The sequence below is a fragment of the Methylomagnum ishizawai genome, from assembly GCF_900155475.1.
Taxonomy (GTDB): Bacteria; Pseudomonadota; Gammaproteobacteria; order Methylococcales; family Methylococcaceae; genus Methylomagnum; species Methylomagnum ishizawai_A.
Genome location: NZ_FXAM01000001.1, coordinates 214461 through 226985, shown reverse-complemented (window position 1 = coordinate 226985; position 12525 = coordinate 214461). Strand labels below are relative to the sequence as shown.

The window sequence follows — 12525 nt, the reverse complement described above, 5'->3', positions numbered from 1 at the left end:
ATGGTTTTCTACTATTTATCAACGCCTGGGGGAAACCCCTCCCCGGCGAAGTAATTTCGCTGCTACGCGGTAAATATCGGGAACGTTGATCCGCCCATCCGGGCGACGTTCCGCTACCCCGATACGACGCATCGCTTCCAATAATGATTTTTCCATGCCACCGACGCCAGAATTGAATTCCACGGGCTCCAAGAATTCTTTTCGCTCCGCAGATTTTTGTATGTCCCTAATGGCATCGGTTGATTCCCAGCGATCAAACAATGCTGCTTCCTGGCACGGTACACCTAAGTCAGCCAAGGGTGCGAGCGCGATTCGGATCCATCCATAATCTTCTTTCAATTGATCCACCCTAACGTCGGATGCGATTTGCAATCCATATTGCAGGCTTTTTGGGTCTAACGCTTTTCCTATCAAATGATTTCCGCGTTGGGCTGCCGCCCTGAAAGATTCTAAAAACGTCCTCGGGCTGACTAAGCCAAAGCCATCCGCCAAATGATTATGTACCCAAGTATATGTTTTTCCTCGTCTTGGGTCGCTACCCATGTATTGGCCAGCAATCAAGGTGAAAAGCACCTCTTGCTTGCGTTCGTCATGTATCAATTCTATAGGCAGATCATTTCTTTTTTTTCCATCCAAATTGGTTCCAAATCGACTTTTCATCAGCCTTTTAAAAACAGCGGACGAGGCTTGATTGTTAGCTAGTTGATAAAACAAAATTCCATAAAGGTCTTTTCTTTCCCAAATTAAACTAACTTTTTCTCCTGTAAGCTTCGAGGCATCCGGGAAATTAAAAAGCGCTACATCGTCATATTGGTCAACGCGCATGAATATTTTCGGTTTGATTGCCTTATAGCTCCGCAAGGCAAGCGCGACACGCATCAAGGCTTTGCTGCGCTCCCTTATTTGTATCCAATCATCGCCTAGCTTATCCAAGGCGTCGAATACCACAATCAACCGCAAACCTTGCTCTGAAAGGTACCGATCAGCAGTGCGGAAAGTGATTTGCAGCCTTTCCGAGTCTTCCGCCGCCCAAGCCACTAAACCAGTAGGACCGCGCCAATTTTTAGGCAATCGCAGATCGATAAATTCGCGAAGGCCGTGTAATATTACAGCCCGCCATATTATTTCTGGTTTAAAGCCATCTTTGGTTATTAATTCATCGATAATTTCCTTGGATGGCGGTCCGCCTTGTGTGGTATCCGTTCCAGAAAAGCCAAGCGCCACGTTGCATTTATCAAGTCCAGAACGCGGGTAATAACGAGCAATCAGCTCACGGGTTCCTTTGCTATACAAAGCACCCGACCAAAAGCTCTTGCCGACACCGCGGCCACCCACCACCAAGGGCCGATCCGGGTCCAGCGCGGCTTCATGGCCTTCGGGGGCATAAATTTCTTCGACGCTGGGTGGAATATTGGCGTGATGGGACGATGCCGGTCTTAATTCGGCCAGGGCTTGGCGTATCGCTCCGAAATCTATGGATTCATTCACTCGTGTTCTCCCGAAATTCGATCAATTCACCAATGCCTTCAACAAGGCCAGCGAAAGTTCTACCATAAAAGCCTTCGTCCATTTGCACGCGCTCGGCTAAGGGGTCGAACTCGGCATAATTGGAGTCATCTAAAATAGGCCATGCATAATGGGGAGCTTCCCGGCTATCCACGTCAAACATCTGGGTATAAATGGGTTCACTAATCCCGCTAAGCAAAGGATTATCGTCGTTATCCAGTATGGGCCGATCCTGGTAGAGCGACTCGGAAAAAATCCTATATGCCTTATCACGGAATCCCTGTTTACGCCGCTCGTCCGGGGAGGCTTTGGCATGAACCATACGCAGCCTAAGCCACCAGTCATCGTCATCGGGTTTTATAAATTTTTTTAAATGGGCGAGCAGATACCGATAACCTGCGAAGGTTTGGGGAGTATCGACACCAAATAGCAACACATCCGCGCCCAGCCCTAGTATTGCGGCAGCCGTGCTTTCATTCAAACCCGCCCGCGCATCCACTAAAACCGCGTCATATTGTCTGCGGCTGGCAAGTTCATCTATCAGTTTTTGGGTCCGGTCTAGGAAGCCTAGGGATTGTCCTACTTCTTGAGGTAGATCGAGATAGGCACGGGCTAGTTTTGCAAGCACATTTCCTGGATAGTCGTCGGAAATACGGCCTATCGCTGGCACCACGTCGATTAATCCCTTGCCCCGGCCAAACGGGCTGGGTGCCACCATATCTCCTAAAAACTCGTTATTTTCTTCTTCGGGTATGCTTCCTATACCCTGCTCGACATACCAATCCAAAACCCCGTATTTGGGTTTATCCGATTCTTCGATCAACAAAGTTCCAAGACCCGGTGCCTCTAAATCCAAATCCACCGCCAATACTTTCCGTCCCTGCCGTGCCAGTTCGGTGGCGGCCACGGCCAAAGCCGTGGAACGCCCAACCCCCCCTTTCAAGCTGGCGAATACCCAACGTGCGGGGGCGGGGGGTTGCCAACCGGGGGCGGGTTCGATCAGCCAATCCTGGCCGACGATGCGCCGGTCGATAAGGCGAACGGCCACGTTATTGATGGTTTCGGTAAATACCCTTGCCGATTCAATCACGCTTTGGATACCTGGTTGTTCATTGTCGAAGACGCATCCAGACTCGCGGCAATATTCCCCAAGGCTTGTTTTTACCGCTATCGCGGCTTGGGAACGCTCGTCCGCGGAAAGCGCTTTGTCCGCGATGAAAGCAAGCCGACCTGAAGCGTCACGGATGATCCAGCCAGTTTCAAGAGTTTCTTTGTTTAAAATAGGTAATAGCGCTGCCACAAAGGCAGCTAGGCTTTCATCAAAGCGCATGATTCCTCCTGGTATCGGTTAAAACAACATAAGCCCAATGGCTTTGTTCGCGTCTATGCGCCATTTTTCGGCTTTTTCGCGGTCAATCATGCCTGAGCTGGAATATCGCATCGCCACATCCCAATGCTGCATAAAGCTGGGTTGTAACAGATTAAGCAAGCCTCTGGATGTCCTCCCTTGCAAAGCCAAAACAGCATTTCCCCGTAACTCCGGGAAATGCAGTTTCCTAATTATGGGGTCACCTTTCAATATTCCGGTTTGAATAAGAGCGTGCTTTACGGCGCATTCCGCTGCAAATCCATAATGGTATCCAGCATTGTCATAGCGGTGGTCTTCTTCCAGCTTTTTGGCATCATGGAAATGCCGATTAGCCGCACTCCCCGCGTTTTCGTCATAACGATAATCCTGTGCCATCTTTTCTTACCCCCTTCTATTTAATATTCAAGCTTTCCCATATCTCGTCCACCCGCCTTTTCACCGCCTCGGTCATCTGGATCGTCGTGCCCCATTCCCGCTGGGTTTCCCCCGGCCATTTATTAGTGGCGTCGAAACCGGCCTTGGAACCCAGCCCGGACACCGGCGAGGCGAAATCCAGATAATCGATGGGCGTGTTTTCGATGAGGGTTATATCCCGCGCCGGGTCCATGCGGGTGGTGATGGCCCAGATCACATCCTGCCAGTTGCGGGCGTCCACGTCGTCGTCCACCACGATCACGAACTTGGTGTACATGAACTGCCGCAGGAACCCCCACACCCCGAACATCACCCGCTTGGCGTGTCCCGGATATTGCTTTTTCATGCTGACCACCGCCAGACGATAGGAACAGCCCTCGGGTGGTAGGTAGAAATCGACGATTTCCGGGTATTGTTTTTGCAGGATCGGCACGAACACCTCGTTCAGCGCCACGCCCAGGACGGCGGGTTCGTCCGGCGGGCGGCCGGTGTAGGTGCTGTGGTAGATGGCGTCGCTGCGCTGGGTGATGCGCTCGATGGTGAACACCGGGAATTCGTCCACCTCGTTGTAATAGCCGGTGTGGTCGCCGAACGGGCCTTCCGGGGCGGTTTCGCCCGGATACAGGAAGCCTTCCAGCACGATTTCGGCGCTGGCGGGTACTTGCAGGTCGGAGGTCAGGCATTGGGCGACCTCGGTCTTGGAGCCGCGCAGGAGCCCCGCGAAGGCGTATTCCGATAGGCTATCCGGTACTGGCGTCACCGCGCCCAGGATGGTGGCGGGATCGGCTCCCAAGGCTACCGCGACCGGGAAGGGTTCGCCCGGACGGGCCGCTTGCCAGTCGCGGAAGTCCAATGCGCCGCCACGATGTGCCAGCCAACGCATGATGGTTTTATTGGGCGAGATCACCTGCTGGCGGTAGATGCCGAGGTTCTGGCGTTCCTTGTGCGGCCCCTTGGTGATGACCAAGGCCCAGGTGATGAGCGGCCCGGCGTCGCCCGGCCAGCAGGTTTGGATGGGATAGCGTCCGAGGTCGATGTCGGAACCGCCCAGCGCGATTTCCTGGCAGGGCGGATGTTTCACCAGTTTGGCCGGCATGTTCAACACCTGCTTGAACAGCGGCAACTTGTCGAACATGTCGCGGAAACCCTTGGGTGGGTCGGGTTCCTTGAGGAAGGCGAGGAGTTTGCCGACTTCGCGCAGGGCGTCCACCGATTCCTGGCCCATGCCGAGGGCCACGCGGCGGGGCGTCCCGAACAGGTTGCCGAGCAGGCGGTGTTGGCTGCCCTTGGGTTTCTCGAACAAGAGGGCGGGGCCGGCGGCTTTCAGGGTGCGGTCACAGATTTCGGTGATTTCGAGGTAGGGGTCGGCTTCTAGTTTGATGCGCTTGAGTTCGCCCTGGGCTTCCAAGGCTTGGATGAAGTCGCGGAGGTCGTGGTATTTCATGGCAGTGGCGCGTGGTGGGCGGGAGGGGCATTCTAACGCGTCGCCGGGGTGCGGGGTCAGGGCATGAAAAAGGCCGCTGAGGGCGGCCTTTGGGAGGATTAGGTCGATTTCGGTTGCGCCGCTTTGAGCCGTTCGAGTTCGGCCAGGAGGGCGGCTTTTTCCGCTTGTTCCCGTGCTAAGCCTTGTTCGGCTTGCTCTTTGGCGATGCGTTCTTGTTCAAGTGCCAAGCTTTGCTGTTCAAACGCCAAGCGTTGTTGCTCAAGCGCCAAGCGCTGTTGCTCAAGGACCAAGCGTTGCTGCTCGCGTTCGTGCCGGGCCTCCTCCAATTCCAATGCGATGGTGCGTTGCTCGCGCAGGAAGTTCTCCCGCGCTTGGTAGGCGAAGTAGTTCAATTCCTTTTCGGAAAACTTTCTCAAGGTTTCCATGGCTTGCCTCATTTCCAGGGTGTTCATCCAATCGGGGAGCGTGGTGTCGTTGAGCCGGTCGCCTTCGTTGAACAGCTTGAGCCAGCGCTGTTCTTCGGTTTCGACCCGTTCCGCCGCGAATTTCCCCAGTTCCAGCGTCCAGATGCCGCCGTTGTCCAACAAAGCTTGGCCGCGTTCGTCGCGTAATTTGTAGTGGCGGGCATAGCGGCCATCGTCCCTGAACAAATCGTCGGCCAGCAACCAAATGGCGTAGGTCGGCGTGAGTTTTTCGTAATCCTGGCCGCTACGCAATTGTTGGGTATAAAGGTCGGCCCAGGTGTAGGCCATGCGGGCGGGCAGGTTGCGGTAGGCGACCAACTGGATTTCGATCTGGTAGAACCGCCCTGCCCCGTCCTGGGCTTTCACATCGACGATGCTGAGCTTGTCGTCCAAAAACTCCTTCTCGTTGAAGGGGTTGAGGATTTGGACTTCCGTGATGGGCGCGGGCAATTCCCCGTCCAGCACGGCGTTGAGGAAATGGATGAGCAGGTTACGGTTTTCCTCCGCGCCCAGCAGCGCCTTGAAGACGCAGTCGATTTTGGGATCGATGCGGTGTTTCATTGGGCCTGTACCCCGCCATCCAACAAGGCCAGGAACCCCGCCTCGTCCAAGACCTCGACGCCCAATTCCCGCGCCTTGGCCAGCTTCGAGCCGGGATCGGCCCCGGCGATGACGGCGCGGGTATTTTTGGAGACGCTGCCCGCGACCTTGCCGCCCAAGGCTTGCAGCTTGGCCTTGGCCTCCTCGCGGGATAGGGATTCCAGCGTGCCGGTGACGACGAAGGTTTGGCCCTTGAGCGGCAATTCGGCGGCGGGCGGCAACTCGGGCATCGGTTCCCACTGTATTCCCGCCGCTAACAGCGCCGCGACCACTTCCAGGTTATGCGGCTGGCGGAAGAAGGTGTGGATATGATGGGCGACCGACGGACCCACATCGGGCACGGTTTGCAGGGTTTCTTCGTCGGCGGCTTGGATGGCGCTGAGTTCGCGGAAATACGCGGCCAAGGTCTGGGCGGTGACTTCACCCACCTCGCGGATGCCTAGCGCGTATAGGAAGCGCGGCAAGCTGGTGTGCTTGCTGGCTTCCAGCGCGGCGACCAGGTTTTCCGCCGATTTGCGGCCCATGCGCTCCAAACCGGCCAGTTCATCGACCTGGAGCCGGTAAAGATCGGCCACGGTTTTGATGAGAGCCTTGTCGAGGATTTGGTCCACCAGTTTGTCGCCCAGGCCGTCGATATCCATGGCCCGGCGCGAGGCGAAATGCTTGATGGCTTCCTTGTGCTGGGCTGGGCAATACAGCCCGCCGCTACAGCGGGCGATGGCCTCGCCCTCGGCGGTTTCCACCTCCGAGCCGCATACGGGGCACTGTGGGGGCAACTCGAACAGCGGGACTTCGGTGTCCCGCAATTCCGGGAGGCTTTTCACCACTTCCGGGATGACATCGCCCGCCCGCCGCACGACGACCGTGTCGCCGACCCGGATATCCTTGCGCCGGACCTCGTCGATATTGTGCAAAGTGGCGTTGGTGACGGTGACGCCGCCGACGAACACCGGCTCCAACCGCGCCACCGGGGTCAAGGCCCCGGTGCGTCCGACTTGCACCTCGATGGCGGTGACGCGGGTGGTGGCTTCCTCCGCCGGGAATTTATGGGCGATGGCCCAGCGCGGGGCGCGGGCCACGAAACCCAGGATTTCGCGCTGGTCCAGCCGGTCGATCTTGTAGACCACGCCGTCGATGTCGTAATCCAGCCCGGCCCGCCGCGCCCGCAGATCGCGGTAATAATCGAGGCAGGCCGCGCTGCCCTGGACCACATGCGATTCGGGATTGACCGGCAAACCCCAGGTTTTGAACCGCGCCATCAGTTCGCTTTGGGTGGCGGGTAGTTCGGCGGTGGGATAAGCGCCATAGCCATAGCAGAAGAACGCCAGGGGCCGGGCGGCGGTGATCTTGGGATCGAGTTGGCGCAGGCTCCCGGCGGCGGCGTTGCGCGGGTTGGCGAAGGTTTTTTCGCCCAGCCGCCGCGCCCGCTCGTTCAGCGCCTCGAAACCGGCTTTGGGCATGAACACCTCGCCCCGCGCCTCGAACCGCGCCGGCCAGCCCGCGCCCGCCAAGCGCAGCGGCACCGCGCGGATGGTGCGGACATTGTGGGTGATGTCCTCGCCGGTCTGGCCATCGCCGCGGGTCGCGGCCCGCGCCAGGACGCCGTCTTCGTAGATCAGGCTGACCGCCAGCCCGTCCAGCTTGGGTTCGACCAGATAATCCAGCGCCGCCCCGTGCAAGGGTTTTTGCGCCCGCCGCTCGAAATCGGCCACGTCCTCGTCGGTGAAGGCGTTGTCCAGCGACAGCATGGCGACTTCGTGGCGGACTTCCGCGAACGCCTTGAGCGGGGCCGCACCCACCCGTTGCGTGGGCGAATCGGCGGTCCGCAATTCGGGATGGTCGTGTTCCAGGGCGACGAGTTCGCGCATCAAGGCGTCGAACTCGGCGTCGGGAATCACCGGCGCGTCGAACTTGTGATAGCGCTCGTTGTGGAATTCGATCTGTCCGCGCAATTCGGCGGCGCGGTGGCGGGCGGATTCGGGAGTGTTCATGAGTCTTCGCAGGCGTCTTCCAGCAGGCCGCGCATATGGGCGATTTTGTCCTGGGTCAGAAGCTGGCGTTTTTCATCCCATTCGGCCCCGCCCAGCCGGTTCGCCAGCTTGTGGCTGGTGCGGACCAAGTCGTCGAATACCGCGATGGGGTTGGACACCCGGTCGGGCTGGAAGAACAGCACCACGCCTGGGCATTCGAAGGCTTCCATATTGTCCATCGGGAAGGTGCCGGGTTCGACCAGGCTGGCGACGCTGAACAGGGTTTCCCGGAACTTGCGGTCGTAGCGGTGGAAGATGCCCATGCTGCCGTGGATCAAATCCAGGTCGAGCAGCGCGTCGCGGAGGTCGTCGCCCTGGAAATAGCGCCGTCCGCCGCTCGCCACCACGCTGACCTGGATCAAGACCGGGATCGGGGCGCTGCCGGTGGTTTTCTTGGGTTCCGGTGGGGTTTTCGCGGTGGGTTCGGGTTTGGGTTTGGCCGGCGGTGGCTCGGGGGCGGGCTTGGATTCCCCGAAGTCCAACAGATCGTTGTCGAGATCGTCGTCCAGGCCGTAGGCGGCGGGTTCCGGCGTGGCGGGTTTGCGGCCCTTATAGCCCAGGCTTTCGAATTCGTCGTCGTCGGGGTCTTGATAGCGGGATTTGGACGGTGGGGCTTCCTGGCCGGGATCGTAGCCCAATTCGTCGTATTCGCCGCGGCGTTGGAGGAAATCCAGCAGTTTCTGCCGGTGGCGGCCCCAGATATAGATGCCGGCGATCACCAGGAGGCCGATCACCAAGAGGACGATGCGAATGGTGTCTCTGTCCATTGGGTTTCCTCGGATGGGAGGTTGGTTATTTATGAAGCAAGTATTGGAGCGCCGCGTTTTTCATGTCAGAACCGGATGGTGCGGGGTTCGTTCTGTTCATGATGGATGCGATAAATGATCCGATGGCTGCGGACGATGATTTCCCAAATATTCCGGTTGTCGATTCCCGGCTCAATTTTTCCAATCTCTGGATATATCCGATGGACTTGGTGTTATCGATGGGCGGCTTATCGAATAAAGATAGCGCATGGCGTTTTGAATATCCGGGCGGGTCGAAAGAGGGAAATTTATTTGATAAGCTACCTGTGAGATTCCGCTTCGCCATCTTCCATTTGAGTCGTCCTGTGGTCCAAATTTCTAGTATTTGTGGAGGGCGGTATACTCACATCGCCGCCATTTCCACCGCCGCATCAATATCCACCGCGACGATTCTAGATACCCCAGGTTCTTTCATGGTCACGCCGGCCAAATGCTGGGCGATTTCCATGGTGGCCTTATTGTGGGAGATGAACAGGAATTGTACCCGCTCCGACATTTCCTTGACCAACTGGCTGAACCGGCCCACGTTGGCGTCATCCAAGGGCGCGTCCACTTCGTCGAGCAGGCAGAACGGCGCGGGATTCAGCTCGAAGATGGCGAACACCAAGGCCGCCGCCGTCAACGCCTTTTCGCCGCCCGAGAGCAGGTGGATGGAGCTATTGCGCTTGCCAGGGGGCCGCGCCATCACGCTGACCCCGGCTTCCAGCAATTCGCGCTCGGTCAGTTCCAAATACGCCTGTCCGCCGCCGAACAGCTTGGGGAACATGCGCTGCAAACCGGCGTTGATCTGGTCGAAGGTGTCCTTGAAGCGGGCGCGGCATTCCTGGTCGATCTTGGCTATGGCTTCCTTGAGGGTGGCGAGCGATTGGCTCAAGTCCTGGTGCTGCTGTTCGAGGAATTTCATGCGCTCGTCCTGGGCTTGGTATTCCTCCATCGCGGTCAGGTTTACCGCGCCCAGGCGGGAGATTTCCTCGGCCAATTCGGCGACGCGCTGTTGCCAAGCCTTTTCCTCGGCTTCGGGCGGAAGGCTCGCTATCGCTTCGTCCGGTTTGGCGTCGAGTTCCTCGAATTGCTCGCGCACCGTTTGCCAGCGCACTTCGTTGGTGGAGAGTTCGAGTTTGGCCTGTTCCAACTGTTCCTTGAGAGCTTCCAGGTCGCGCTCGTTTTGGAGGCGGGCTTCGTTGAGGCGGCGGATTTCGGCGCTGGTTTCTTGATCGCGGCGGCGCAGCGCGTTGAGATCGCGGTCGGCGGCGGTGCGGCGTTCGATAAGGTGGTCTAGCTCGGTGGCTTCGGCTTCGACCGGAGCGGCGGTTTCGGCCAAGCGTTGGTTTAGCGCTTCCAGCCGTTCCAGGGCTTGCCGGTACAGGGTTTGCGCCCGCTCCAAATGCTTGAGGGTGAGGCTTTCGTTGGAAACGAGGCTTTCGCGGCGGCTGTTGAGGGCGTTGCGGCGGTCGCGTTCGGCGCGGAGGGCGGCGTCGGCTTCCTGCAATTGGCTTTCCAAGGCGGCGCGGCGGGCGGCTTGCTCGGTGGATTTGGGACCGAGTTCGGTCAGGCGGTCTTCAGCATCGAGCAGGAGGCCGCAGGCTTCGGCGGTTTCCTCGTGGTTCTCGGCGCGTTGGGAGTCCAGGTCTTCGGCTTCCAATTCCAGTTGGCGCAGGCGCTTGCTGGCTTGTTCGCAACGGGCTTCGGCGGCGCTGAGTTCGGCTTTGAGCTTCGCGTGTTCGGAGGCGAGGCGGCGTTCGTCGGTTTGCAGGCGTTCGCGTTCTTGCTCGGCGGTGCGGATCGAGGTTTCGGCCTGGGCCAGTGCTTGTTCCAGGGTTAGTGCCTGGGCTTGGCATTCGTCGCGGCGGGCTTTGAGTTCGCGCAGATCGCGTTCGCGCTTGAGGACGCCGGCTTTGCCGTCGTCGGTTTTGGGCGCGGCCAGCCAGCCGGGGCCGAGTTTCACGCCGTCGGGCGTCACCACCGATTCATGTTCGGCCACGGCTTCGCTCAGGGCGCGGGCGCTGTCCAAGTCGTCGGCGCAATACACCGAACCCAACAGCGGCCCGAGATTCCACGGCGACCGCACCCGGTCCAACAGCCGGGACGCTTTCGGCGCGGCGGCAACCTGGGCGGCGGCGCGGGTTTCGATCAGGCCCAAAGCCTCGTCGCCGATGGCGGCCAGATGCGGCAGATAAGGCGCGGCGGTTTCCACGCACAGGGCTTGGAGATGGATGCCCAAGACGCTTTCGACGGCGGTTTCCCAACCGGGAGCCACGTCCAGGTGTTCGGCGAGGCGTCCGGCTGGGTCCAGGGCGTGTTCGGCCAGCCAGTGTTTCAGCCCGGCCCGGTCCTTGCCCATGGCGTGCTGTTGCAGGGTTTCCAGCGAACTGATGCGGCCTTCCAGGGCGTGGAGTTCGGCGCGGCGGGCATTCAGGTCTTCCTGGCATTGCTTGCCATGGGCGCGGTCGGCTTGGATCGCACTGTGCAAAGCGGGCAGACGCGCTTGCAGTTCGGCGCGTTCGGCTTCGAGTTCGGCGGTTTCCTGCCGCAAATCTTCCAAACCTTCGGTCTGGAGCGTGTCTTCCAGTTCTTCGCGCTCATGGTCCAGCCGTTCGCGGCGGGTGTCCAATTGGCGCTGTTGTTGTTCGAGTTGCTTGAGGCGGGCGCGTTGGATTTCGGCCTGGCTGTGCAAGCGCCCAAGTTCGCCGCTGGATTGCTCGAAGGCCAAACGGGCCGCTTGCAGGGCGTGTTCGGCTTCGGCGCGGCGGGCGGCGGCGCTGTGTTCGGCGGCTTGCGTGGTTTCCAGCGACAGGGCCACCGCCGCCAATTCTTCCCGCAAAGCGGCGAGTTGGGTTTGATCCTGGTCCAGATCACGCAGGGCCAGTTGTTGTTCCTGGCCCAGGCGCACTTCTTCTTGCAGCAGGGTGTCGCGGGTCTGCTGGGCGTGTTGCAGGGCGAGTTCCAGTCGGTTGATTTCGGAGCCGAGTTCGTAGAAGCGGGCTTGCTGTGCGCCGAGTTGGGTTTGCAGATTTTCGTGCTGGGCGCGGTGTTGTTCCAGGGTTTCGGCCAGGGCTTGGCCTGCGCTGTATAACTCGCGGAAACGGGTTTCGTGACCGGCTAGCGTGGTTTTGAGGCTTTGGCCGAGTTGGTCGTATTTGAGCCAGCGCAGGGCCAAGAGTTGTTGCTTGTGGCGGCGTTCCTCGTCGCGCAGGGCGAGGTATTTTTCGGCCTTTTTGGTCTGGCGTTTGAGGCTTTCCAGTTGTTTCGCCACCTCGTCGCGCACGTCCATGAGGCGGTCGAGGTTTTCCTGGGTGTGGCCCATGCGCAGTTCGGTTTCGTGGCGGCGCTCCTTGTATTTGGAGATGCCGGCGGCTTCTTCGATCAGGGAGCGCAGTTCGTCGGGCTTGGCTTCGATCAGGCGGGAGATGGTGCCTTGTTCGATGATGGCGTAGCTGCGCGAACCCAGCCCGGTGCCCAAAAACAGGTCGGTGATGTCCTTGCGGCGGCAGCGCGAGCCGTTGAGGAAATAGACCGACTGGCCGTCGCGGGTGACTTGGCGCTTGATGGAGATTTGCGGGTATTGGGCGAATTCGCCGGGGGCTTTGCCTTCGCCATTGTCGAACACCAGTTCCACGAAGGCCATGCCGACCGGCTTGCGGCTCGATGAGCCGTTGAAGATCACGTCGGCCATGCTTTCGCCGCGCAGGTGCTTGGCCGAGCTTTCGCCCATGACCCAGCGCACGGCGTCGATTAGGTTGGATTTGCCGCAGCCGTTCGGTCCCACGATGCCGACCAAATTGCCGGGCAGCGGGAGGGTGGTGGGATCGACGAAGGATTTGAAGCCCGCGAGTTTGATCTTTTCGAGGCGCATCAGGCGGTGTGTGGGGAAAACAAGGGCTTGGGCGTGGCT

The 12525-nt window shown here is 59.2% G+C and carries 8 protein-coding genes; all 8 read right to left on the bottom strand.

The features are described 5' to 3' along the window. Positions 1–18: 18 nt before the first annotated feature. A complete protein-coding gene (locus B9N93_RS24360; RefSeq protein ID WP_125468783.1) occupies positions 19–1488 on the bottom strand; it encodes a hypothetical protein in 1470 nt (489 codons plus the stop codon). Continuing rightward, positions 1481–2836: a ParA family protein gene (locus tag B9N93_RS00960; protein ID WP_085210053.1), complete on the bottom strand. Its 1356-nt coding sequence runs from the start codon at positions 2834–2836 to the stop codon at positions 1481–1483. Before B9N93_RS00960 ends, B9N93_RS24360 begins: the two co-directional genes overlap by 8 nt. A gap of 18 nt (positions 2837–2854) precedes the next feature. Further along, on the bottom strand, positions 2855–3250 hold the full coding sequence (locus B9N93_RS00955; RefSeq protein ID WP_085210051.1) for a HEPN domain-containing protein: 396 nt from the start codon (positions 3248–3250) through the stop codon (positions 2855–2857). A 16-nt stretch (positions 3251–3266) separates the two neighbouring features. Beyond that, the gene (ubiD, locus tag B9N93_RS00950) at positions 3267–4733 is read right to left on the bottom strand and encodes a 4-hydroxy-3-polyprenylbenzoate decarboxylase (protein WP_085210049.1); all 1467 of its coding nucleotides are present in this window, start codon (positions 4731–4733) and stop codon (positions 3267–3269) included. A gap of 98 nt (positions 4734–4831) precedes the next feature. Then, on the bottom strand, positions 4832–5758 hold the full coding sequence (locus B9N93_RS00945; RefSeq protein WP_085210047.1) for an Rpn family recombination-promoting nuclease/putative transposase: 927 nt from the start codon (positions 5756–5758) through the stop codon (positions 4832–4834). Further along, a complete protein-coding gene (gene ligA / locus B9N93_RS00940) occupies positions 5755–7788 on the bottom strand; it encodes an NAD-dependent DNA ligase LigA (protein WP_085210045.1) in 2034 nt (677 codons plus the stop codon). Before ligA ends, B9N93_RS00945 begins: the two co-directional genes overlap by 4 nt. After that, positions 7785–8594 (bottom strand): cell division protein ZipA, encoded by an 810-nt coding sequence (locus B9N93_RS00935; protein WP_085210043.1) that lies wholly within the window; start codon positions 8592–8594, stop codon positions 7785–7787. Before B9N93_RS00935 ends, ligA begins: the two co-directional genes overlap by 4 nt. A gap of 382 nt (positions 8595–8976) precedes the next feature. Beyond that, complete coding sequence (gene smc / locus B9N93_RS00930; protein WP_085210041.1) at positions 8977–12486, bottom strand: chromosome segregation protein SMC; 3510 nt, start codon at positions 12484–12486, stop codon at positions 8977–8979. Between the last annotated feature and the right edge of the window lie 39 nt (positions 12487–12525).

Bases quoted from the DNA above. Each gene is read 5' to 3' on its own strand.
- B9N93_RS00960 (WP_085210053.1), bottom strand. From the start codon at position 2,836: ATGCGCTTTGATGAAAGCCTAGCTGCCTTTGTGGCAGCGCTATTACCT.
- B9N93_RS00955 (WP_085210051.1), bottom strand. From the start codon at position 3,250: ATGGCACAGGATTATCGTTATGACGAAAACGCGGGGAGTGCGGCTAAT.
- ubiD (WP_085210049.1), bottom strand. From the start codon at position 4,733: ATGAAATACCACGACCTCCGCGACTTCATCCAAGCCTTGGAAGCCCAG.
- B9N93_RS00945 (WP_085210047.1), bottom strand. From the start codon at position 5,758: ATGAAACACCGCATCGATCCCAAAATCGACTGCGTCTTCAAGGCGCTG.
- ligA (WP_085210045.1), bottom strand. From the start codon at position 7,788: ATGAACACTCCCGAATCCGCCCGCCACCGCGCCGCCGAATTGCGCGGA.
- B9N93_RS00935 (WP_085210043.1), bottom strand. From the start codon at position 8,594: ATGGACAGAGACACCATTCGCATCGTCCTCTTGGTGATCGGCCTCCTG.
- smc (WP_085210041.1), bottom strand. From the start codon at position 12,486: ATGCGCCTCGAAAAGATCAAACTCGCGGGCTTCAAATCCTTCGTCGAT.